This is a genomic window from Pelomonas caseinilytica, from assembly GCF_021353235.1.
GTDB lineage: Bacteria > Pseudomonadota > Gammaproteobacteria > Burkholderiales > Burkholderiaceae_C > Pelomonas > Pelomonas caseinilytica.
The window spans coordinates 572,931-594,082 of the sequence record NZ_JAJTWT010000003.1; the positions used below are offsets into that span (position 1 = coordinate 572,931).

General features: G+C 71.5%; 19 protein-coding genes. 7 read left to right on the plus strand and 12 right to left on the minus strand.

From position 1 onward, the window contains the following. Nucleotides 1-89: 89 nt before the first annotated feature. Genes LXT12_RS09885 through LXT12_RS09895 form a run of 3 tightly spaced genes read right to left on the minus strand, consistent with a single transcriptional unit; the run spans nucleotide 90 to nucleotide 5,492 of the window. Nucleotides 90-3,347, minus strand: coding sequence for an error-prone DNA polymerase (locus LXT12_RS09885; protein WP_233391556.1), 3,258 nt, complete (start codon nucleotides 3,345-3,347; stop codon nucleotides 90-92). Beyond that, nucleotides 3,344-4,639 (minus strand): DNA polymerase Y subunit UmuC family protein, encoded by a 1,296-nt coding sequence (locus tag LXT12_RS09890; protein ID WP_233391557.1) that lies wholly within the window; start codon nucleotides 4,637-4,639, stop codon nucleotides 3,344-3,346. The genes LXT12_RS09885 and LXT12_RS09890 overlap by 4 nt, the downstream gene beginning before the upstream one ends. Further along, entirely contained in the window at nucleotides 4,608-5,492 is an 885-nt protein-coding gene (locus LXT12_RS09895) for a recombinase RecA (protein ID WP_233391558.1), read from the minus strand. Before LXT12_RS09895 ends, LXT12_RS09890 begins: the two co-directional genes overlap by 32 nt. Nucleotides 5,493-5,652: 160 nt before the next feature. On the opposite strand from LXT12_RS09895, the gene LXT12_RS09900 reads away from it, so the two are divergent. Next, nucleotides 5,653-6,036 (plus strand): YciI family protein, encoded by a 384-nt coding sequence (locus LXT12_RS09900; protein ID WP_233391559.1) that lies wholly within the window; start codon nucleotides 5,653-5,655, stop codon nucleotides 6,034-6,036. Between the two features lie 7 nt (nucleotides 6,037-6,043). On the opposite strand, the gene LXT12_RS09905 is transcribed toward LXT12_RS09900, so the two are convergent. The 3 genes from LXT12_RS09905 to LXT12_RS09915 all read right to left on the minus strand — a co-directional run bounded on the left by LXT12_RS09905 (nucleotide 6,044) and on the right by LXT12_RS09915 (nucleotide 8,962). Further along, nucleotides 6,044-7,090, minus strand: a complete 1,047-nt coding sequence (locus tag LXT12_RS09905) for a serine/threonine protein kinase (protein ID WP_233391561.1) — start codon at nucleotides 7,088-7,090, stop codon at nucleotides 6,044-6,046. Between the two features lie 33 nt (nucleotides 7,091-7,123). Beyond that, complete coding sequence (locus tag LXT12_RS09910) at nucleotides 7,124-7,987, minus strand: DUF2726 domain-containing protein (protein ID WP_233391563.1); 864 nt, start codon at nucleotides 7,985-7,987, stop codon at nucleotides 7,124-7,126. Between the two features lie 150 nt (nucleotides 7,988-8,137). Continuing rightward, a complete protein-coding gene (locus LXT12_RS09915; protein WP_233391565.1) occupies nucleotides 8,138-8,962 on the minus strand; it encodes a GNAT family N-acetyltransferase in 825 nt (274 codons plus the stop codon). Nucleotides 8,963-9,195: 233 nt separating this feature from the next. Here LXT12_RS09915 and rplM point away from each other — a divergent pair, with 233 nt between their 5' ends. The 4 genes from rplM (at nucleotide 9,196) to mdtD (ending at nucleotide 12,025) form a co-directional block, all read left to right on the plus strand. Continuing rightward, nucleotides 9,196-9,624 carry a 50S ribosomal protein L13 gene (gene rplM / locus LXT12_RS09920; protein WP_233391566.1) on the plus strand — a complete coding sequence of 143 codons (429 nt, stop codon included), beginning with the start codon at nucleotides 9,196-9,198 and terminating at the stop codon, nucleotides 9,622-9,624. A 9-nt stretch (nucleotides 9,625-9,633) separates the two neighbouring features. Next, nucleotides 9,634-10,026, plus strand: coding sequence for a 30S ribosomal protein S9 (rpsI, locus tag LXT12_RS09925; protein WP_233391568.1), 393 nt, complete (start codon nucleotides 9,634-9,636; stop codon nucleotides 10,024-10,026). 132 nt (nucleotides 10,027-10,158) lie between these two features. Next, nucleotides 10,159-10,521: an iron-sulfur cluster insertion protein ErpA gene (erpA, locus tag LXT12_RS09930; RefSeq protein WP_233391569.1), complete on the plus strand. Its 363-nt coding sequence runs from the start codon at nucleotides 10,159-10,161 to the stop codon at nucleotides 10,519-10,521. A gap of 58 nt (nucleotides 10,522-10,579) precedes the next feature. Then, a complete protein-coding gene (mdtD, locus tag LXT12_RS09935) occupies nucleotides 10,580-12,025 on the plus strand; it encodes a multidrug transporter subunit MdtD (RefSeq protein WP_233391570.1) in 1,446 nt (481 codons plus the stop codon). A gap of 8 nt (nucleotides 12,026-12,033) precedes the next feature. Here the strand turns inward: mdtD and LXT12_RS09940 are convergent, their stop codons facing one another. Both LXT12_RS09940 and LXT12_RS27035 read right to left on the minus strand, forming a co-directional pair. Beyond that, nucleotides 12,034-13,128, minus strand: coding sequence for an anhydro-N-acetylmuramic acid kinase (locus LXT12_RS09940; protein ID WP_349255014.1), 1,095 nt, complete (start codon nucleotides 13,126-13,128; stop codon nucleotides 12,034-12,036). A gap of 4 nt (nucleotides 13,129-13,132) precedes the next feature. Further along, nucleotides 13,133-14,521: a peptidoglycan DD-metalloendopeptidase family protein gene (locus LXT12_RS27035; RefSeq protein WP_233391572.1), complete on the minus strand. Its 1,389-nt coding sequence runs from the start codon at nucleotides 14,519-14,521 to the stop codon at nucleotides 13,133-13,135. 234 nt (nucleotides 14,522-14,755) lie between these two features. Between LXT12_RS27035 and tyrS the strand changes: the two genes are divergently transcribed. Then, nucleotides 14,756-15,982, plus strand: coding sequence for a tyrosine--tRNA ligase (tyrS, locus tag LXT12_RS09950; RefSeq protein ID WP_233391574.1), 1,227 nt, complete (start codon nucleotides 14,756-14,758; stop codon nucleotides 15,980-15,982). Here tyrS and LXT12_RS09955 read toward each other — a convergent pair. Both LXT12_RS09955 and LXT12_RS09960 read right to left on the minus strand, forming a co-directional pair. After that, entirely contained in the window at nucleotides 15,975-16,553 is a 579-nt protein-coding gene (locus tag LXT12_RS09955; protein ID WP_233391576.1) for a DNA-3-methyladenine glycosylase, read from the minus strand. The genes tyrS and LXT12_RS09955 overlap by 8 nt on opposite strands. A gap of 31 nt (nucleotides 16,554-16,584) precedes the next feature. After that, nucleotides 16,585-17,289 carry an N-acyl amino acid synthase FeeM domain-containing protein gene (locus LXT12_RS09960; protein ID WP_233391578.1) on the minus strand — a complete coding sequence of 235 codons (705 nt, stop codon included), beginning with the start codon at nucleotides 17,287-17,289 and terminating at the stop codon, nucleotides 16,585-16,587. A gap of 406 nt (nucleotides 17,290-17,695) precedes the next feature. On the opposite strand from LXT12_RS09960, the gene LXT12_RS09965 reads away from it, so the two are divergent. Beyond that, nucleotides 17,696-20,053, plus strand: coding sequence for a TonB-dependent receptor plug domain-containing protein (locus LXT12_RS09965; RefSeq protein ID WP_233391580.1), 2,358 nt, complete (start codon nucleotides 17,696-17,698; stop codon nucleotides 20,051-20,053). Here the strand turns inward: LXT12_RS09965 and LXT12_RS09970 are convergent. Beyond that, a complete protein-coding gene (locus tag LXT12_RS09970) occupies nucleotides 20,010-20,498 on the minus strand; it encodes a globin family protein (RefSeq protein ID WP_233391582.1) in 489 nt (162 codons plus the stop codon). The genes LXT12_RS09965 and LXT12_RS09970 overlap by 44 nt on opposite strands. After that, on the minus strand, nucleotides 20,495-21,145 hold the full coding sequence (locus LXT12_RS09975; RefSeq protein WP_233391584.1) for a hypothetical protein: 651 nt from the start codon (nucleotides 21,143-21,145) through the stop codon (nucleotides 20,495-20,497). Before LXT12_RS09975 ends, LXT12_RS09970 begins: the two co-directional genes overlap by 4 nt. Between the last annotated feature and the right edge of the window lie 7 nt (nucleotides 21,146-21,152).

A 21,152-nucleotide genomic window follows, 5' to 3' on the forward strand; every position in this document is an offset into this window, starting at 1 on the left:
TGAGCTGTGTCTGTTGGTGTGCCAGCTTGAGCCCAGGGTAGCTCACTGGATGAGCCATGCGCTTGACGATCGTCAGTGTTCTCCTCCAGTTAGCGGAAATCCCGACTCTCCGTCGGCAACCTCCCCAGCATCGGGTTGAGGTTCTCGAACCCCTTGGCCAGCAGGTGGCGCACGTCGCCGTCGCCGCGTTGCCAGACGCCTTCCACCGCCAGCAGCCGCGCGCCGAGGATGGTGCTGCGGTGTTGCTCGTAGACCTTGGGCCAGACGATGACCTGGACGTTGCCGGTCTCGTCTTCCAGCGTGACGAAGAGGGTGCCCTTGGCCGTCTGGGGCTTCTGCCGGCCGGTGACGATGCCGCAGGCCTTGGCGCGCCGGCCGCTCTTCACGCCTTCGAGCTGGCGGGCGCTCAGCAGGCCCCGGCTGGCCAGGCGCGGGCGTAGCAGGGCCAGGGGGTGGCGGCGCAGCGTAAGGCCGGTGGCGGCGTAGTCCCACAGCACTTCCTCGCCTTCGGCGGCGGCGGGCAGGGCGAGGTCGTCCTCGGGGAGCAGGCTCCCCTGCAGCAGTTCGGGCATGGCGTGCAGGGCCGAGGCCTGCCAGACCTGCTGGCGGCGGTGGCCGGCCAGGCTGGTGAGGGCGTCGGCGGCGGCGAGTTGCTGCATGTCCTGCTGGCTGAGCCGGGCGCGCAGGGCGAGGTCCTGCGGGTGGGCGAAGAGGCCGTCGCGGTCGCGCGCCTGCTCGATGCGCATGGCCGCTTCGTCGCCCAGGCCGCTGACCAGGCGCAGGCCGAGGCGCACGGCCGGATGGTGCTGGCCGGGGCGAGGCTCCAGCGTGCTGTCCTTGCGGCTGTGGTTGACGTCGATGGCGCGCACCTCGACGTCGTGCCGCCGCGCGTCCTGCACGAGCTGGCTGGGCGTGTAGAAGCCCAGGGGCTGTGAGTTGAGCAGGGCGCACACGAAGGCCGCGGGCTCGTGGCATTTGAGCCAGGAGCTGACGTAGGTGAGCAGGGCGAAGCTGGCGGCGTGGGACTCCGGGAAGCCGTAGGACGAGAAGCCCTTGATCTGGCTGAAGATGCGCTCGGCGAAGTCGTCGGTGTAGCCGCGTTCGCGCATGCCCTTGACGACCTTGTCGTAGTAGGCCTCGAGCACGCCCGGCCGCTTCCACGAGGCCATGGCGCGGCGCAGCTGGTCGGCCTCGCCGGGCGTGAAGCCGGCCGCGATGATGGCCACCTGCATGACCTGCTCCTGGAAGATGGGCACGCCGCGGGTGCGCCACAGGGCTTCTTTCAGGGCCTCGCTGGGATAGACGACCTGGTCGGGCGGCAGCGCGCGGTTCTTCAGGTAGGGGTGGACCATGCCGCCTTCGATGGGCCCGGGGCGCACGATGGCGACCTCGATGACGAGGTCGTAGTAGTCGCGAGGCTTCAGCCGCGGCAGCATGGACATCTGCGCGCGGCTCTCGATCTGGAAGACGCCGATGGTGTCGGCCTTGCAGATCATGTCGTAGGTGGCGGTGTCGTGGTCGGGAATGGTCAGGTCGATGGACGTGCCCCGCATCGGGTTGACGAGGTCGAAGCACTTCTTGATCGCCGTCAGCATGCCCAGGGCCAGCACGTCGACCTTCATCATCCGCAGCTCGTCGATGTCGTCCTTGTCCCACTCGATGACGCTGCGCTTCTCCATCGTCGCGTTCTCGATGGGCACGAGGCGCTCCAGCGGGCCCTCGGTCAGCACGAAGCCGCCCACGTGCTGGGACAGGTGGCGCGGCAGGCCGTTGAGCTGCCGGCCGAGGGTGATGAGCTGCTGCAGGCGCGGGTCGTCGGCGGGCAGGCCCATCTGCTGCAGGAGCGCCTCGCGGTGCTCCTCGGGCAGCACCTGGGTGGACCAGCCGCTGTGGTCCTTGCTCATCACGTCGAGCTGCTCCTCGCTGAAGCCAAGCGCCTTGCCCACGTCGCGGATGGCGCTCTTGGGCCGGTAGCAGATGACGACGGCGGTCAGCGCCGCCCGCTCCCGGCCGTATTTGTCGTAGAGGTATTGGATGACCTCCTCGCGGCGCTCATGCTCGAAGTCGACGTCGATGTCCGGCGGCTCGTTGCGTTCGCGGCTGATGAAGCGCTCGAACAGCAGGGTGCTGCGGTCCGGGTCGACCGAGGTGACGTGCAGGCAGTAGCAGACGATGCTGTTGGCCGCCGAGCCGCGGCCCTGGCAGAGGATGCCGATGCTGCGCGCGAAACGCACGGTGTCTGCGACCGTCAGGAAGTAGTGCTCGTAGCCCAGCTCCTCGATGAGTTCGAGTTCGTGCTCGATGCGGAATTTCCATTTGTCGGGCACGCCGCCCGTGGACCACGGCCAGCGCTTTTCCGCGCCCTCGTAGGTGAGTTCGCGCAGGTGCTTGCGAGGTGTCGTGCCGACGGGCACGACCTCGCTCGGGTACCGGTAGCTGATCTCGTCCAGGCTGAAGCTGCAGCGCGCCGCCACCTGCAGGGTCTCCTGCATCAGCGCCTCGGGGTAGAGGCGCGAGAGGCGGTAGCGGCTGCGCAGGTGCCGCTCGGCATTGGGCTGCAGGTCGAAGCCGCACTCGGCCACGGGGCGGGAGAGGCGGGTGGCGGTCATCACGTCCTGCAGGGCCTTGCGCGAGCGCACGTGGAAGTGCACGTCGCCGGCGGCGACCAGGGGCAGGGCGGTGTCTTCGGAGAGCTGCTCCAGGCGCTGCAGCCACAGCGCGTCGCCAGCCTCGCGCAGCAGCTCCACGGCGATCCAGGCGCGGCCGGTGAAGTGCTGCAGGGCCCATTGCGCCGGCGCCAGCAGCTCGGCATCGCTGGCCTCGCGCGGCAGCACCAGCAGGGCCAGGCAGTCGGTGAGGTTTTCGGGGGCGATGGCGCGCCAGTGCAGCGTGTACTCGCCCTTCACGGGGCTGGCGCGGCGCAGCCGGGTGATGAACTGGCTGAGGTTGCCGTAGCCGTTGAGGTTCTGGGCGATCAGCACGAGCTTGAAGCGCGGCTGGCCCGCGTCGTCGCGGACGAGGAATTCGCTGCCGATCAGCAGCTTCAGCAGCCGCGGCGGCTCGATGTCGGCGTCGGGCTCGCCGGCTTCCTTCGCGCTCTCCTTCAAGGCGTGGTGGACCGCCTCGCGCATCTCGCGCAGTTGCTTGTGGGCGCGCACGACGCCGGCCAGCGAACATTCGTCGGTGATGGCCAGGGCCTCGTAGCCCTGGGTGACGGCACGCTCCACCAGTTCCTGGGGTTCGGAGGCGCCGCGCAGGAAGCTGAATGCCGTCAGGCAGTGCAGCTCGGCATAACGCGGCAGTTCGCCGGGGCGGCCTGGCGCGGCGGTCATTGGCGCGGCGGTCATGCAAACACCCCGTGCAGGAACCAGCCCGACGCGGCGGCCGTGGTCGACGACAGTCGTTCGTGATAGACCCACAGCAGGCCCCGCGTGGCGCTGCGGTAGACGTAGTAGTCGCGGGCCTGCAGGCTGCCGGGGCCCTCCCACCAGCCCGCCTCGATGCGGTGTGGGCCGCTGATGCGCGCCAGCGGGCCGGCGAAGAGGGGCTGCTCCTGGGCATCGCAGCGCAGCGGCTGGGGCGGTTCGACCCGCCAGGTCGGCTGGGGGCCCGGCGGCCGGCGCACGGCCGCAGCGGGCGGGGCGGGCCAGGGGTGCCAGCTCTGCATGCGGTCCAGGCGGTGGTCTTCGTGCAGCCGGCCTTCGCGCACCCGGTCGGCGCCCAGGCGCACGGACAGGCGCTCCAGCAGCGCATTCGTCGTCGTGCGTTCGGCCGGGTCGGCCGGCCCGGGCAGCAGGCTGGCGCTGCCGTCCGCGAGGGGCAGCAGGTGGTCTGCGACGAGGCGGATCTCGCCGGCCGGCGCGGCCAGCGTGGTGCGGGCCAGGTGCTCGCCCAGCAGGCGCGACAGGCGGCGCAGGTCGCGGGTCGTGTCTGCCGTGGCAACGCTCAGCTCGCCGTTGCCCGCCACATCGCGCGGGCGCATGGCGTCGTACTGCCAGGCCAGGCGCAGCGCGCGCACGCCGGCGTGGCGGGCCGCCAGGAAGGCGCAGAGCTGGCGCAGCAGCGTCTCGGCGAAGTTCAGCAGCACCGGCGCATGCTCCACGCGCCAGGGCAGTTCCAGCCGGGCCTCGAAGCGCTCGGGCAGCGTCAGCCACTCGTGGGCCTCGGGCTGCTCGCCATAGGCCTGGTCGAGCGCCGCCAGCAGGGCGGGGCTGAAGCGCTTGGCCAGGGCCGGGCGAGGCAGGCGGCGAAGCAGGCCGAGCTGGCGGCAGCCGAGGCGGGCCAGCATGGCGTGGTGGGCCTGGGCGGCGCTCAGGGCCGACAGGGGCAGGGCGTCGAGGCGCTCGGCCAGGCGGCCCTGGCGGGGCGCGTCGGGGCTGCGCGCCAGGGCCAGCGCGGCCAGGGCCGTCGGCGCCCAGGCCTGGGCCGCGATGGCCAGCCCTGCCGCTTCGGCCCGCTGCTGCAGCTGCTGCCGCAGGGCGCGGGCGCCGCCGAACAGCCTCAGGCTGGCCGACACCTCGGCCACCACCGCCTCCTCCAGCCGGGCGACGCGCGGCGTGAAGCTCAGCGCCAGCCAGGCCAGGGCGTCGGTGTCGCTGGCCGGCGCATCAGGCGGGCAGCACAGGGCGAGCCAGCGCATGGGGGCGCTCCGTCGGGGGGCTGGCCGGCTCGGGCGCGGGCGCGGGCGCCGGCACCGGGGCGGGCAGGGGCTTGCGCTTGGCCGCCGTCAGCAGCGGCTCGACGGCGCCGGGCACGGCGGCCAACTTGAGGGTGCCTTCATGGGCCGGTCCGCGGCGCTTGAGCAGGTGCACGTCGAGGTCCCAACCCTCGCCCGGCTGCACGACGAGGCGCAGCGGCGCGGCCGAGGACTGGTGCCGTGCGCTGTCGGGCCGCACCAGGAAGGCCGGCGCATCCGAACCGAGGGCGCCGACCTGCAGGCGGCGGACCTGTTCCGGCCGCGCCTCGGGCAGCCAGGCCAGCACGGCCACGCGCGCCTTGATGGCCTGCTCGGCCGCCCAGAGAGCTTCGGCCGGTGTGGTGGTGGCCACCCAGATCAGGGCCGAGGGTGGGAGGCCGAGAGCCTGCAGGCCCGGCAGGTGGGGCGTGCGTGGCGGGTTGACGAGCAGCAGCGGGCGCAGGGCCGGGGCCATGGCCTGCCGGGTGCGCCGGCCCGGGAGGGCGGCGGGCAGGCGCTGGCCGTCCCACCACAGGCGCAGGCCAGGGGCCAGCAGCCGCCACTCCAGCACGCCGGATTGCGGCGTCAGCACTTCGGTGGCGGCCTGCAGGGGCCAGCCGCCGCCAGGCAGTTCGGCATCCAGCGCGGCGAAGCCGCTGGGCAGGACCGGGGCGGCGGCCCGGCTCAGGCTGCTGCCTCGCCAGAGCCGGCCCTGCAGGTGGCCGTCGTCCAGCGGCAGCCGCCCGGGCCGGCCGGGCGGCGTCGGCCGCAGGGGCGGGCAGGCGATGGGAGGCGGCAGGGCGGAGGCGGACGACATGGCCAAACGGGACGACGACGATGACAGCGGGGGAAGGAAGCGGAGCCTGGATCAGATCACAATACTGTATGAATATCCAGTAAATTTTCGTGATCGACCCGGGCGGGCGCTAGCATTCGCCGCCCACCGACGCCCTCACTTCAAGCCAAGGAGATTTCCCATGCCGATGAACGACTACCTGGTGCTGTCGCGCGGCCAGTGGCGCAACGACGCCCAGCCGGAGGCGGTGCAGCAGGCCATCGACGCGTTCTACGTCTGGTACGAGCAGGGCCTCGCCGCGGGCCGCCTCAAGCCCGGCAGCCGGCTGCAGCCCGAGGTCCGCTTCGTCGCCGACGGGCTGGTGACCGACGGCCCCTTCGCGGAGACCAAGGAGTGGGTGGGCGGCTTTTGGTTCATCGTCGCCGAGACGCTGGAGCAGGCCGCGGCGATCGCCGCCGAGAACCCCTGCCTGCGCTTCGGCCTCAGCCTGGAGATCCGCCCGCTGGAGGCCACCCGGGCCCACGTGACGGTGGCCACCAACGAGACCCCCGCGAGCTGGCGTTAGGCTGGCGTCAGGCGAAGCCGTCGCCGTCGAAGTCGACGAAGTCCTCGTCCCGTGCGAGTGCCGGCGGCGCGTCCTTGGGCTTCATGGCTTCGAGCTGTTCCCTGAGCTTGGCCGTCTGGTCCAGCCAGTAGTTGGGCGTGCCGAACCAGGGGAAGGCCACCGGGAAGGCCGGGTCGCCCCAGCGCCGGGCCAGCCAGGCGCTGTGGTGGATCATGCGCAGGGTGCGCAGCGGCTCGATGAGGCGCAGTTCGCGGTCGTCGAACTCGGCGACCTGCTCGTAGCCGTCGAGCAGGGCATGGAGCTGCAGCCGGGCGGCGTCGGGTTCGCCGGGCAGCAGCATCCACAGGTCCTGCACGACCGGGCCCATGACGGCGTCGTCCAGGTCCACGAAGTGCGGGCCACGGTCGGGCGTCCAGAGGATGTTGCCGGGATGGCAGTCGCCGTGCAGGCGGGTGAGGCGCAAGTCGGGCAGGCCGTCGAAGGCGGCCTGGATGGCGTCGAGGCAGCGCTGGGCGGCATCGTCCCAGCCGGGGGCGATCTCGGGCGGGATGGCGTCGTTGGCCATCAGCCAGTCGCGGGCCGTGCGGGCGGGGGCGGCGCTGGTCCAGTGCAGGCGCTCGGCGAAAGGGCGCTCGCGGCCGACGACGTGCAGCCGGGCCAGCAGGCGGCCGATCCAGCGCAGCACTTCGGGGTCTTCCAGCTCCGGGCCCCGCCCGCCCTGGCGCGGCGTGACGGCCATGCGCTGGCCCTGGAAGTGGAAGAGGGTGGTGCCGTCCGCCAGCGTCCACGGTGCGGCCACGGGCACTTCCGCGGCGGCGAGTTCGGCCGCGAAGGCGTGTTCCTCGAGGATCTGCGCGTCGCTCCAGCGCGCCGGGCGGTAGAACTTGGCCACGGCCACCCGGCCGTCCTCCAGGTGGACCTGCAGCACGCGGTTCTCGAAGGAGTTGAGCTGCAGCAGCCGGCCGTCGGCGCGCAGGCCGGCGGCGTCGAGGGCGTCGAGCATGAACTCCGGCGTCAGGTCGCCGAAGCTGAGGTCAGGGGTCGCGGGGTGCATCCGGCGAGTGTCGCCGGGATGGGGGCGGGTGTCTCAGCCCCGGCGGGGACGCGGGGCGGCGTAGCGGGGCGCGTCGACGACCACGCCGACGATGTCGTCCATCATGGCGTCTTCGTCGGCATCGTCCAGCACGGGCAGGGTGCGGGGGTTGTAGCGACTGGTGTCCAGGCTGCGCTGCGGAGGCTGCCGCCGTTGGGCGGGCGCCGCCATGGTGTGGGTCGGCATGCGGGGATGGTGGCGTTCGCCGAAGCCGTCGCCGAAGCCGCCGGCGTCCTGCCACAGCGGCAGGGGTTGGGAGAACTGGCCCCAGTCGCTGCCGAACTCCTCGTCGCCCATGGCGGCGCTGCGGCGCCGCGACAGGCTGGCCGCGGCCGGCGGCGCCGGCAGCGGGCCGCGCGGGTTGCTGCCCTGGGGCACGAGCAGCTGCAGCTCGGCGACGCTGGGCAACTGGTCCACGGCGCAGCGCAGATAACGCACCCGGCAGGCTGACAGCACGGCATGCTTGATCTGCAGGCTTCGCGGCGTCACGCCGCGTTCGCCTTCGAGGTCGATGGCGGCCAGCACACGGCCGTTGGGGCTGCAGACGGCGAACGTGACGTGAGAGGCTCCGAGCAGGTCGAACCAGTAGCGCACTTCCTTGGCCTCGGTGGGCTGGCAGAAGCGCACCAGCGGCAGCTTGGACAGCACGACGTGATGGGGCAGGGCCTCGCGCAGCAGGCGGAAGACGCGCCGCTCGTCGGTGGTGAAGACCGGTCGCGCCGTGAGTGACCACTCCGCGGGCAGCCCGCGGTTGGCATAGGCCGGACGCCGCAGTGCCCACACCAGGCTGATGGCCAGGCCCAGCACGCAAACAGCCAGCGCAGCGATCCAGTAGATGGCGTACGGCATGTACGGCATGTCCCTCGAGGAGAGTTCGGCGGCGTCGCCGACTTGTCCTGCGGCGCGATGGAGGGGCAATGTAGCGCAACGTCCCTAAAAGAGATTACTCGCTAGTCCCGATTCCCCCGGGCCTGGGGGGGAAGCGCTTTCACGCAGCTGGCAGCCGGCTCACTCCTTGGCGGCGCGCCCCGAGGCGTCGAAATGCGCCTTGACCTCGGCCACGCTGTCGACGAAGTCGCCCAATACCCGGGCCTGGCGCTTGAACTGGAAGTCCAGCTCGCCGAGATGGCGCTCCAGGGCCTGCTCGACCTGGGAGCCGACGGTGTCGGGCGGCAGGCGCAGCCAGGCGGCCGACTCGCTGCCGTCGCGCTCCACGGTGGCGCCCGCGGCGGTGGCGATGCGCAGCATGGGCCGGTTCTCGCTCAGGGCGTGGATGAAGAGGGTGTCGATGCCGCGGTTGCGGGCGTGCAGGGCTGCCGCGTCGAAAAGGCGCCGGCCCAGCCCCCGGCCGCGTGACTGCGGCAGCACCGAGACGCCGAACTCGGCCATGCGCCGGGCCGGCTCCCCGGGCATGGGCAGGCCGTAGGCCAGGTGGGCCAGCGCCACAAGCTGCAGGCGGCGGTTGAAGACGCCCAGCACCTCGTCGCGGCTGAAGTCGATGCCCAGGACGTAGTTGCGGATCTGCTCGTCCGACGGCGCGTAGCCGAAGCGCAGGTAGCGGTCGCGCGGGTCGAGGGCGAGGAGGTGGTCGACGACGCGGTGGCGATGGCGCCGGGCCAGGGCGCGGATGGGCACCCAGGTGGACAGGCGCTCCAGCGCGGCACGGGCGCCGGCCAGCGGGCCGCCGGCCTCCTCGACGGCCGCGGGAACCTCGGGTTCGGGCGCCGGGGGCGGTGGGTTGGGGTCGGGCCCGAACGCCGCCAGCACCTCGTCCCATTGCGCCGCCGGGTCGCTGGGCGCGACGGCGGGGGTGGGGAGAGGGGCGGTGGGCATGGCGGGCCTGCAGGACAGCAAGGTTAACGCTTCGCGGCTTTCCAAACCAATGGCTGGCCTGCTACACTCGCCGGCTTTTCCGGCATTGGCTGCGGAAAAGGCCTGTGCAAAACACGGGCGGCTAGGGCCGAGAGGTTGCACTCAAGAAGCAGCACCGAAGCGCAACGCCAGCATTTCAGCCATCCATCGCCGGGCTTTTCATTGATAGAAGCCCGGCCCACAGAAAGCAACTCATGAAGACCTTCAGCGCCAAGCCGGCCGAGGTGACGCACGAGTGGTTTGTGATTGACGCCACCGACAAGGTGCTCGGACGTGTTGCCAGCGAAGTGGCACTCCGTTTGCGCGGCAAGCACAAGGCCATCTACACGCCTCACGTCGATACCGGTGATTTCATCGTCGTCGTCAACGCCGACAAGCTCCGCGTCACCGGCAACAAGGCCACCGACAAGGTGTACTACCGCCACAGCGGCTTCCCCGGCGGCATCTACGCCACGAAGTTCAAGGACATGCAAGCCAAGCACCCCGGCCGCGCGCTGGAGAAGGCCGTCAAGGGCATGCTGCCCAAGGGCCCGCTGGGTTACGCCATGGTCAAGAAGCTGAAGGTCTACGCAGGTCCCTCGCACCCGCACACCGCCCAGCAGCCCAAGGCTCTCGAGATCTAAGGAACGGCCATGATCGGAAACTGGAATTACGGTACCGGCCGCCGCAAGTCGTCGGTCGCCCGCGTCTTCATCAAGAAGGGCACGGGCCAGATCGTCGTCAACGGCAAGTCCATCGAGACCTACTTTGGCCGTCAGACCTCCATCATGATCGCCAAGCAGCCCCTGCTGCTGACGAACAACGGTGAGGCCTTCGACATCAAGGTCAACGTGCACGGCGGCGGCGAGTCCGGCCAGGCCGGCGCGCTGCGCCTGGGCATCACCCGCGCGCTGATCGACTACGACGCCACCCTCAAGCCCGAACTGAGCCGCGCCGGCTTCGTCACGCGCGACGCCCGCGAAGTCGAGCGCAAGAAGGTCGGTCTGCACGGCGCCCGCCGCCGCAAGCAGTTCAGCAAGCGTTAATTCCTGCGCTTGTCCTTCGAAAGGCCGATCGAATCGGCCTGCAAGTCAAAAGGCCGCTCGATGCGGCCTTTTGCTTTTGCGCCGACAATCCCCATATCCGTTTCCTGACCCCGTATCCCAGAGGAGCCCGCCATGAGCGCCGTGCTTGACACCCCCACCGACATCCCCGCGCCCCTGGTCTTCACCGACAGCGCCGCCGACAAGGTGCGCGACCTCGTCGCCGAAGAGGGCAACCCGGACCTGAAGCTGCGCGTCTTCGTGCAGGGCGGCGGCTGCTCGGGCTTCCAGTACGGCTTCACCTTCGACGAGGCCGTCAACGACGACGACACCCAGATGGTCAAGAACGGCGTGACCCTGCTGATCGACTCCATGAGCCTGCAATACCTGATGGGCGCCGAGATCGACTACAAGGAAGACCTGCAGGGCGCCCAGTTCGTCATCAAGAACCCCAATGCCACGACCACCTGCGGTTGCGGCTCGAGCTTCTCGGTCTGAGCCGGCCGTGATCCTCACCAGGAAAGCCGCCTGCGGGCGGCTTTCCCGCGTCTGAGCCATGGCATCGGCCTTGCCTCCGCCCGATCCCGCGCAGGAGCGCGCGCTGCGCCGGCTACTGTGGCTGGTCGCCGTCGGCTTCTTCATGCAGACGCTGGACGCGACCATCGTCAACACGGCCCTGCCCGCCATGGCGGCGAGCCTCGGCGAGAGCCCGCTGCGCATGCAGTCGGTGGTCGTGGCCTACTCGCTGACCATGGCCATGCTCATCCCCGCCACGGGGTGGATGGCCGACCGCTTCGGCACGCGGCGGGTCTACGTCGGTGCCATCGCCCTCTTCGTGCTCGGCTCGCTGCTGTGCGCGCTGTCGTCCAGCCTGGCGATGCTGGTGGCGGCGCGCGTCGTGCAGGGCCTGGGCGGCGCACTGCTGCTGCCCGTCGGGCGGCTGGTGGTGCTGCGCACCTTCCCGCGCGAGCGCTTCCTGCAGGCGATGAGCTTCGTCGCCATCCCCGGCCTCGTCGGCCCGCTGGTCGGCCCGACGCTGGGCGGCTGGCTGGTGGAGGCGGCGTCCTGGCACTGGATCTTCCTCATCAACCTGCCGGTGGGCGTGCTCGGCGCCCTGGCCACGCTGCGCTTCATGCCGGCCCCGGCGCCGATGGAGCGGGTGCGCTTCGACACCGGCGGCTACCTGCTGCTGGCCCTCGGCATGGTGTCGCTGTCCCTCGGCCTGGACGGCTTGTCGGGCCTGGGCCTGCGCCAGGCCTCGGTCCTCGTGCTCATGGTCTTCGGGCTGGCAAGCCTGACGGCCTATTGGCTGCATGCGCTGCGCAAGCCCTACCCGCTTTTCTCACCGCAGCTCTTTCGCGTCGGGTCGCTGCGCATCGGCCTGCTCGGGAACCTGTTCTCGCGCCTGGGCAGCTCCTGCATGCCCTTCCTGATCCCGCTGCTGCTGCAGGTGACGCTGGGCTACTCGCCCGCCCAGGCCGGCATGATGATGCTGCCGGTGGCCATCGCCAGCATGTCGGTGAAGCGCGTGACCACGCCGCTGATCACGCGCCACGGCTACCGCCGCGTGCTCGTCGTCAACACCGGCCTGGTCGGCCTCACCATGGCCAGCTTCGCCTTCACGACGCCGACGCAGCCGCTCGCGCTGAGCATCGTGCAGCTGGCGGCCTTTGGCGCGGTCAATTCCATGCAGTTCACGGCGATGAACACGCTCACGCTCAAGGATCTCGGGCCGGGCACCGCCAGCAGCGGCAACAGCCTGCTGTCCATGGTGCAGATGCTGGCGATGAGCATGGGCGTGGCCGCCGCCGGCGCCGTGCTGGCCGCCTTCACCGAGGTGTTCGGAGGCGGCGGCGTGCAGACGCTGCAGGCCTTTCGCGCCACCTTCGGCTGCATGGCCCTGATGACCCTCGCCTCGGCCGGCATCTTCTGGCAGCTCGCGCCCGCCGACAGCCGCACCGCGCCGGCAGCATCGGAGCCCGACGTCCCCGAGTCCGGTTGAACGGACGGTCAGGCCGGGTAGAGGGCGCCCAGCAGCCGCGGCCCCGCGGCGCCCGTGACGGCCGGCAGGTTGCCCGGCAGCCGCTGCACGAAGCGCTGCGCCAGCCAGGCGAAGGCGGCGGCCTCGACCTGGTCGACCGGCAGGCCGTGTTCGGCGCTGGACTGCAGGGCCACGCCGGGCAGCAGGGCGGCGAGCCGGCGCATCAGCGCGCCGTTGAGGGCACCGCCGCCGCAGGCGATCAGCACCCGCGCCTGCGGCATCGCGGCCTTCAGCGCGTCGGCGGTGCTGCGGGCGGTCAGTTCCAGCAAGGTGGCCTGCACGTCCTCGGGCGCCTGCCCCGCCGTGAGCCGCGCCTCCAGCCAGGCGAGGTGGAAGAGGTCGCGTCCCGTGCTCTTGGGCGGCGGCAGGGCGAAGAAAGGCTCGGCCAGCAGGATGGCCAGCAGCTCGGGCAGCACCCGGCCGCTGGCCGCCCAGGCGCCGTCGGCATCGAAGGCTTGGCCGCGATGGCGGGCGATCCAGCCGTCCATCAGGCAATTGGCCGGCCCGCAGTCGAAGCCGCCCGTGCGCCCGTCGCCATGCAGCAGGCTGAGGTTGGCGATGCCGCCGAGGTTGAGCACGGCGACGTCCTCGCCGCCGCGGCCGAACAGCGCGCGGTGGAAGGCCGGCACCAGCGGTGCCCCCTGGCCACCGGCCGCCACGTCGCGGCTGCGCAGGTCGCAGACGACGTCGATCCCCGTTTGCTCGGCCAGCAGCGCGCCGTTCAGCAACTGCGTGGTGTAGCCGTCGAAGCCGCCCGGCTGGTGGCGCACCGTCTGGCCGTGGGCGCCGAGGGCGCGGATGCGATCGCGGGCGACGCCCGTGGCCTCCAGCAACTGGGCCACCACGTCGGCATAGCCGCGGGAGACGGCATTGGCGGCCAGGGCGGCGCGGTGCAGTTCGTTGGCGCCCGGGGCGTTCAGCGCGAGCAGTTCCTCGCGCAGCGCCGGGGCGAAGGGGCGGTAGACATGGCCGGCCACGGCCAGCCGGTCCGCATCGAAGAGCACGCCGTCGATGCCGTCGAGCGAGGTGCCCGACATCAGCCCGATGTAGAGCCCGGCGGTCACCGCCTCATTCGGCGGCGGAGACGCCGTCCATGGTCTCGGCCACGGCCAGCTGGGTCTTGACGCTGGCGACCACCTGCTGGAACTGCGCCTTGGCGGTGGCGGGCAGGGTGATGGCCTCGGAGGCGCGGGCGATGACGCGCGGGTCCATGTGACGTCCGCCGACCCGGAACTCGAAGTGCAGGTGCGGGCCGGTGGCCCAGCCCGTCATGCCGACGGCACCGACGCGCTGGCCCTGCTCGATGCGCTGGCCCTTCTTGACGTCGATCTTGCTCAGGTGGGCGTAGACCGTGCTGCGGTCGCCGCTGTGGCGCACTTGCACGACGTTGCCGAAGCCGTTCTGCCAGCCGGCCACCTCGACGACGCCGTCGCCCACCGAGCGCACGGCCGTGCCGGTCGGCGCGCCGTAGTCCACGCCGTTGTGCTGGCGCCAGGTGTTGAGGATGGGGTGGAAGCGCATCGCGAAGCCGCTGGTGATGCGCGAGAACTCCATCGGGCTGGCCAGGAAGGCGCGGCGCTTGCTCTGGCCGTCGAAGCCGTAGAAGCTGCCCTTGCCCGAGGTGGCGTCCTTGAACCACACGGCGCTGTAGGTGCGGCCGTTGTTGGTGAACTCGCCGGCCAGCAGCCGGCCGGTGCCGCCGTCCCAGGTGACGGGCTCGCCGTCGGCCGTGAGGGCCTCGTAGACGATGCTGAAGCGGTCGCCCTTGCGCAGCTCGCGGTGGAAGTCGATGTCGCCGGAGAACATGTCGGCCATCTGCGAGGCGATGGCGTCGGGGATGTTGGCGTCGTCGGTGGCGGCGAAGAGCGAGGTGCGGATGCTGCCGGAGCCCAGGCGCACCTGGGTCTGGAACGGCACCGCCTCGGTGCGGGCCGCGAAGCGCTCGCCGCTGCGCTCGATGGTCAGCCGCGTGAAGTGACTCTGCTGCTGCTCGGCCTTCTCGGCAGGGAAGCGCACGACCATCTTCTGCACCTGGCCGGAGGCGTCTGCCGTGACGTGGACCATCTTGCCGGCCCGGCCCTGCAGGACGCGGCGGCCGAGCGGGTCGGTGCGCAGGAAGGCCGCGGCCGCGGGGTCGAAGGCGCCAGCGCGGCGCAGCAGGCTGTCGGGCGTGTCGCTGGAGCGGGTCGCCTCGGCGCGTGTCAGTCCGATGGCCTGGTTGGCGAGCTCGTCGAGCTGGGCGGCGATGTCGGGGGCCGGCAAGGTCTCGACCACGGTGCGGCGCGGCAGCTCGGCGGCGTCAGGGGCCAGCGGGGCGATGCCGAAGGCCGTCACGGCGAAGCAACTCAGTGCCCCGACGACGGCGACGGTCAGCGAGCGCGGATGCTTGGCGGCGAAGGCTTCGGCGGTCTTGACCGCTGTTCGTAGCTGATGGAGTCGTTTCTGGACTACGGTCACGCTCGGCATCCCGGGGTTGTCGCTGGGGCAATCCCGGCTCAGGCCGGTTCCAGGCGAAGGGGCGGCGGCGGGATGAAACGACGCGGCCCTAAAATCCATGTCGGTTGTGTTGAAGCAACACCCCCGATTCGAAGGGTGAATTCTAACGGCATTGTCCTACCCGGCATGCCGGTTTACCCCGATAGATCAACAACTTAACACTTTCGTCCGGTCAGCTCCGGGCGTAGCTGTGCCATGTCCGACGCTCCCCAGTTTCCCGTCACCGATGCCGTCCTCGAGGCGCTCGCCATCACCCGCCGCGGGGTGGACGAGCTGCTGCCCGAGGCCGAATGGACGAAGAAGCTGGCCCGTTCGGCCGCCACCGGCGTGCCGCTGCGCATCAAGCTGGGCCTGGACCCGACGGCGCCCGACATCCACGTCGGCCACACCGTGGTGCTCAACAAGATGCGCCAGCTGCAGGACCTCGGCCACCAAGTCATCTTCCTGATCGGTGACTTCACCTCCCTCATCGGCGACCCCTCCGGCCGCAACGCCACCCGGCCGCCGCTGACGGCGGAGCAGATCAAGGCCAACGCCGAGACCTACTACGCCCAGGCCAAGCTGGTGCTGGACCCGGCGCGCACCGAGATCCGCTACAACTCCGAATGGAGCGAGCCCCTGGGGGCGGCCGGCATGATCCAGCTCGCCGCCCGCTACACCGTGGCCCGCATGCTGGAGCGCGACGACTTCACCAAGCGCTTCGCCGCGCACACGCCGATCTCGGTGCACGAGTTCCTCTACCCGCTGATGCAGGGTTATGACTCGGTGGCCCTGAAGAGCGACCTGGAGCTCGGCGGCACCGACCAGAAGTTCAACCTGCTGATGGGCCGCCACCTGCAGCAGGAATACGGCCAGGAGCCGCAGTGCATCCTGACCATGCCCCTGCTCGAGGGCCTGGACGGCGTCGAGAAGATGTCCAAGTCCAAGAACAACTACATCGGCATCACCGAGCCGGCCAACACCATGTTCGCCAAGGTGCTGTCCATCAGCGACGTGCAGATGTGGAAGTGGTACGAGCTGCTGTCCTTCAAGTCCATGGACGAGATCGCCAGGCTCAAGGCCGAGGTCGCTGCCGGGCGCAACCCCAAGGACGCCAAGGTCATGCTCGCCAAGGAGATCACGGCGCGCTTCCACAGCGCCGCCGCGGCCGAGGGCGCCGAGCAGGACTTCAACAACCGCGCCAAGGGCGGCATCCCCGACGAGATCCCCGAGGTCCAGCTCAGCGGGGCTCCGATGGGCCTGGCCCAGGTGCTCAAGGCCGCGGGGCTGGTGCCGTCTACCAGCGAAGGCCTGCGCATGATCGAGCAGGGCGGCGTGCGCCGCTCGGGCGAAGTGCTGTCGGACAAGGGCCTCAAGCTCGACGCCGGCGAGCACGTGCTGCAGGTCGGCAAGCGCAAGTTCGCGCGCGTGACCCTCAGCTGAGCGGCGCCTCGCGCGGGTCGCGCCCGATCGGCCGGCTCAGGAAGCGCGACCCCGCCAGGCCGAAGCGCCACGGCAGCTCGGCACCGCGCGTGATGCCGATTCGCACGTCCGCCGCCACCTCCACCGCGACGGCCGGCGCTCGCCACTCGAACGGCGGCCGGTCCAGCGGCAGGCCGTCGAAGGAGCGGTCGATGCCCAGCGCCTGGCCGACCCGGCCGGGGCCCGACGCCAGCAGGCGCCGGTCAGCCGTGTTGCGCCGTTCGCCCATCTGCGCCAGCCCCTCGGTCGGCTCGAGCGCGCGGATCAGCACGGCCGCGCCATGGCCGGCCTCTCGGCAGACCACGTTCAGGCACCAGTGCATGCCGTAGCTCAGGTAGACGTAAGCATGGCCCGGCGGCCCGAACATCGCGGCATTGCGCGCGGTGGCGCCGCGAAAGCTGTGCGAGGCCGGGTCGTCGGCGTCGTAGGCCTCGGTCTCGACGATGACGCCGCCGACGCCGTCGACGAGCAGGGTCCAGCCGATCAACTGGCGGGCGAGGTGGACGGGGCCGTCGCGGAAGTCCGGGGTCATCGGCCGGATGTTAGGAGGCCACGGTGCCTCCTCAGGCCAGCCAGTGCTGCCCCTCTACGCCGAGGCGGGCCAGCACCGCCGCTTCGGTGGTCACGTCCCAGGCCAGCGGGTAGAGGCAGCGCGCCTGGGCCAACAGCTCGGGCCGGCCGCCCCAGCGTGCGATCTGCGCCCGCACGGTGGCCAGCTCGATGCTCATCAGCACGGCCGGCGCGTCGACGCGCGGGTTGTGCCGGGCCGTCGAGTGCGGCAGCCAGCCCAGCCAGCGCCGATAGAAGGCCACGTGGCGCGGGTGGACCTCGATGACGCCGCGCTGGCAGCGCGCGCGCCGATGGGCATGCAGGTAGGCGAGGTGGAAGAGCTGGGCGAGCAAGCGCTTGCGATCGCGGGAGTGCTCGTCCACTGCCAGGCTGCCGAATTCGCACAGCCGCGTGCCGGCGGCCCGCCAGGCGCCCAGCTCGGCGGCGAACAGCAGATCGGCGCGCAGGCCTGCCGCGCCGTCCAGCCGCACGCTCAGGGTGCCCACGGTGCGGTCGCCCTCCAGCGCCGTGCAGACGACGGCGCCGTCGTCGGGCCGGCTGCCGAAGCGCTCGCGGCCCAGGGCCAGGCCGCGGTCGACATAACGGCGTTCCAGCAGACCCAGCGCGTCGCCCTGCAGCGGGCCGAAGCCGCTGTTCAGCTCCAGCGGCAGGGCGCCGCAGGCGTGCAGGTCGGGCAAGGGAGGGAAGCGGGCGTTCATTTCGGGGTCTCTGGAGTCGCACTGTCGGGCCGGCGCGTTTCAGTGCGGCTTCAACGCGGGCCTGGCCGTGTTGCGTTTGTTGCGGCGGCGGGAGCGCGGCTTGCCGGCCGGCGACCTCAACATGGTGACGTGGGAACAGCGCGTCAGCGAGGGCAACCGCAAGCTCAGCGCCTCCCCGGACCGGCCCGCCTTCCCCAGTTCGCCAGCCTGCTCGGCCTGCGGGGGCTGCGCGTGGACCGCCCCGACCAGATCGCCGGCGCCTGGGCGCAGGCCCGCCGCCGAACCGCAGGGCCGGCGCACGCCGTCAAATCTGAAATCCGAATGAGCAGGGTCGATTTGCTTCGTTGATGGGCGCGATGATCGAACGCAAGCTGACGGGTTCCACTCGTGTCCCGACCAAGCTTCCATGACCCTGGCCCCGCTTCGTTCCCATCCCTTCTCCCTGTCACTGCTGGCCCTCGCCGCCGCCGCCGCACTGCCGGCCGCGGCGCAATCCGCCGACCCGGTCGCCCTGCAGCAGGTCGTCGTCACCGGCACGCGGCGCGCCGACCGCACACTGGCGCAATCCGAGTCGCCCGTCGACGTCATCAGCGCCGCCGACCTCCAACGCTCCGGCAGCACCGAACTGGCCGCGGCCCTCGCGCAGCTGCTGCCGTCACTGAACTTCCCTCGGCCCTCGCTCACCGACGCGTCCGACGCCGTGCGCCCTGCCCAGCTGCGCGGCCTGTCGCCCGACCAGGCCCTGGTGCTCGTCGACGGCAAGCGCCGCCACACCGGCGCGGTCGTCAACATCAACGGCACCCAGGGGCGGGGCTCGGCGCCCACCGACCTCAACGCCATCCCCATCTCCGCCATCGAGCGGGTGGAGGTGCTGCGCGACGGCGCCGCGGCCCAGTACGGGTCGGACGCGATTGCCGGCGTCATCAACATCGTCCTCAGGAAGGGCGCGAAGGGCGGCAGCCTCGGCGCCGAGGCCGGCGGCACCGACCGCGGAGACGGCCAGCGTGGCCAGGTGGGCGCCAGCCTCGGCTTTGCGCTGGGTGATGGCGGTTGGCTGCGCCTCGCGGCCGAAGCCGGCCACCAGCAGCGCACCAACCGCGCCGGCGTCGACACGCGCGATGCGGCGACCGAGCCGCACAAGGGCCAGGTCAACAACCGCCTGGGCGACCCGGACAGCACGAAGAAGTCCTTGCTGCTCAACGGCCAGCTCGACCTCGGCGGCAGTCTGCAGGCCTATGGCAACGTCAGCGTCAACCAGCGCGACACCACCAGCGCCGCCTTCTGGCGCACCCAGGCGACGGCGGTGGCCAACGGCGTGGGGACGATCCACCCCGAAGGCTTCCTGCCGCTGGAAGAGACCCGTACCCGCGACCTCGGCCTCGTGCTCGGCCTGCGCGGCCAGGGGGGCGGCTGGCAGTGGGACCTCAGCCTCAACCACGGTGAAAACCGCTTCGACATTGACGTGGCCAACACCGCCAACTATTCGCTCGGCGCGGCCAGCCCGACGCGCTTCCAGGCCGGGGGGCTGCGCAACCAGCAGACGCTGCTGAATGCCGATGCCTCGCGCGAGCTGGACTGGGGCCTGGCCCACCCCGTCGTGCTGACGACCGGCGCCGAGCTGCGCCAGGAGCGCTACGAGGTCGTCGCGGGCGAGCCCAGCTCCTACGGCGGCGGCGGTTCATCGGGCTTTCCGGGCTTCCGGCCCGGTGACGCCGGCCGCCACAGCCGGCACGACGTCGCCGTGTACGCCGACCTCGAAAGCCAGCTGACCGCCGACCTGAGCGCCACCGCCGCGCTGCGCGCCGAGGACTACAGCGACTTCGGCCGGGCCACGGCGGCCAAGCTGTCCGGCCGCTACGTGGTGAGCCCCGCCGTGGCCCTACGAGGCACGCTGTCGACCGGGTTTCGCGCGCCGTCGCTGGCGCAGCAGTACTTCGCGACCACCTCCACCAACCTCGTCAACGGCAACCTGGTGGAGGCCGGCACCTTCACCGTGCCGTCGGCGGCGGCCCAGGCGCTGGGCGCCACGCCGCTGCGTGCGGAGAAGTCGCGCAACCTCAGCCTGGGCCTGCAGCTCACGCCGACGCGCAACTGGCAGACCACGCTCGACCTGTACCAGATCGACATCGACCACCGCATCCTGCTGTCGGGCAACCTCGCGCTGCCGGCGGCGCTGCGCGCGCAACTGGCTGCGCAGGGACTGCTCGTCAGCACGGGCCGCTACTTCACCAACGCGCTGGACACCCGCACGCGCGGTGCCGACCTCGTCAGCACCCTGCACCAGGACTGGGGCGCGGCCGGCCGCAGCGACTTCACGCTGGCCTACAGCTACAACCACAACACCGTGCGCCGCCTGGCCGACAACCCGGCCGTGCTGACCGCCAACAACCTGCTCCTCATCGACCGCGTGACGCTCGCCCGCGCCACCGTCAGCGCGCCGGACGCCAAGCTCCTGCTGAGTGCCGAGCACCGCCGGGGCGCCTGGAGCGGCCGCATCGCCGCCACGCGCTACGGCAGCTACGAAGTGAGGCAGGCCAACGCGGCCAACGACCAGCGCTTCTCGCCCGCCTGGCTGGCGGACGTGTCGGTCGGCTGGCACCCCGGGCCGTGGAGCATCGATGCCGGGGTCGACAACATCACCAACCGCTACCCCGACCGGGTCCTCCCCGCCAATGCGGTCGGCGGCATCCTCACCTACAGCAGCTTCTCGCCGTTCGGCTTCAACGGGCGGCAGTACTTCGCGAAGCTGGGGTATCGCTGGTGAGTCCCGGCGGGCCGTGCCGCCGGTGGATCGCGAGATCGGCGCGCGACGCCCCCTGGCGCATGAGCCGGCTGATGTGGACGTAGAGGCCGGCCCAGGCATCGCGTGCCTGCGGCGTGAACGCCTCGCCGAGCGAGGCCTCCAGCGTGTCCAGCAGCGCGGCGCCGACGGTGTCGTAGTGGTCGTCGCGCACGCCGTAGGCCGCATGCCGGGCGCCCAGCACCTGCAGCACGGCGTCCAGCTCGTCGGGGTGGTCGAGCAGCGCGAGGGCGTCGCCCACCATCTCGAACAGCCGGCGGCTCTGCGCCGCCATGTCCGTGTCGAACAGGGCACTGACCGAAGGGTCGCGCTCGAACAGCTTGTCGTAGAACAAGGCGCCGGCCAGCGTCGCCCGCGGCGCCACCAGCGCGAAGCTGTCGCGCAGCAGCTGGATCTGGCGGGGGGTCATGGGCGTCGCCCCGGCGTCCGGCGCTTCCAGGGCATGAGGCCGATGGCGATCAGCACCAGCAACAGGCTGCCCGGCTCCGGCAGTTCGTTGGGCGGCGTCACCGGCCCGCCGCCCCCGCCCTGGCAGCCCGCCGTGCAGGCGAGTGCGCTGAACTGGCCCTGCAGGGCGCCGAGGTCGGAGTCCCACCGGAGCTGCGACGCCCCGAAGTCGGCCAGCGTGTAGCCGCCATCGCGCAGCGGCAGGCCGTTGCCGGACAGCGCCGCCATGTTCGCGTCGAACAGCGCCGCGCTGATCGTCCCAGGTGCGCCGGTGGCGAGCAGGCCCCACTGGTCCTGGCCGCCGAGGTCGTCGGTGACCGTGACGAAGAGGCTGTCGCCGAACAGCAGTTCAGCGCCGCCGTCGAAGGACAGCGTCAGCGCCCAGCCGGGGCCGGTGTAGGCGCCGGTGTGGCCAGTGGGGTCGCCGGTCAGCTCGGGTGCTGCGGTGTCGAAGCTGAAGCGGCCGGCGAAGGCCTGGTAGCCGCGGCCCGCTTCGTCGTCCAGCACCGTGCCGGAGAAGGCGTAGCTGACCGGCGCGGCGGAGGCGGCCAGGCCGAGTGCGCAGCCACCGGCGGCCAGCAGGCCGCGCAAGGATCGAATGGTTGGCATCGTCGAG

Excerpts from the sequence above, each read along its gene's own strand:
- LXT12_RS09900 (WP_233391559.1), top strand. The coding sequence starts at position 5,653 with ATGCCGATGAACGACTACCTGGTGCTGTCGCGCGGCCAGTGGCGCAAC.
- mdtD (WP_233391570.1), top strand. The coding sequence starts at position 10,580 with ATGGCATCGGCCTTGCCTCCGCCCGATCCCGCGCAGGAGCGCGCGCTG.
- erpA (WP_233391569.1), top strand. The coding sequence starts at position 10,159 with ATGAGCGCCGTGCTTGACACCCCCACCGACATCCCCGCGCCCCTGGTC.
- LXT12_RS09965 (WP_233391580.1), top strand. The coding sequence starts at position 17,696 with ATGACCCTGGCCCCGCTTCGTTCCCATCCCTTCTCCCTGTCACTGCTG.
- rpsI (WP_233391568.1), top strand. The coding sequence starts at position 9,634 with ATGATCGGAAACTGGAATTACGGTACCGGCCGCCGCAAGTCGTCGGTC.
- LXT12_RS09975 (WP_233391584.1), bottom strand. The coding sequence starts at position 21,145 with ATGCCAACCATTCGATCCTTGCGCGGCCTGCTGGCCGCCGGTGGCTGC.
- LXT12_RS09890 (WP_233391557.1), bottom strand. The coding sequence starts at position 4,639 with ATGCGCTGGCTCGCCCTGTGCTGCCCGCCTGATGCGCCGGCCAGCGAC.
- LXT12_RS09905 (WP_233391561.1), bottom strand. The coding sequence starts at position 7,090 with ATGCACCCCGCGACCCCTGACCTCAGCTTCGGCGACCTGACGCCGGAG.
- tyrS (WP_233391574.1), top strand. The coding sequence starts at position 14,756 with ATGTCCGACGCTCCCCAGTTTCCCGTCACCGATGCCGTCCTCGAGGCG.
- LXT12_RS09960 (WP_233391578.1), bottom strand. The coding sequence starts at position 17,289 with ATGAACGCCCGCTTCCCTCCCTTGCCCGACCTGCACGCCTGCGGCGCC.
- LXT12_RS09970 (WP_233391582.1), bottom strand. The coding sequence starts at position 20,498 with ATGACCCCCCGCCAGATCCAGCTGCTGCGCGACAGCTTCGCGCTGGTG.
- LXT12_RS09915 (WP_233391565.1), bottom strand. The coding sequence starts at position 8,962 with ATGCCCACCGCCCCTCTCCCCACCCCCGCCGTCGCGCCCAGCGACCCG.
- LXT12_RS09885 (WP_233391556.1), bottom strand. The coding sequence starts at position 3,347 with ATGACCGCCGCGCCAATGACCGCCGCGCCAGGCCGCCCCGGCGAACTG.
- LXT12_RS09910 (WP_233391563.1), bottom strand. The coding sequence starts at position 7,987 with ATGCCGTACATGCCGTACGCCATCTACTGGATCGCTGCGCTGGCTGTT.
- LXT12_RS09895 (WP_233391558.1), bottom strand. The coding sequence starts at position 5,492 with ATGTCGTCCGCCTCCGCCCTGCCGCCTCCCATCGCCTGCCCGCCCCTG.
- rplM (WP_233391566.1), top strand. The coding sequence starts at position 9,196 with ATGAAGACCTTCAGCGCCAAGCCGGCCGAGGTGACGCACGAGTGGTTT.
- LXT12_RS09955 (WP_233391576.1), bottom strand. The coding sequence starts at position 16,553 with ATGACCCCGGACTTCCGCGACGGCCCCGTCCACCTCGCCCGCCAGTTG.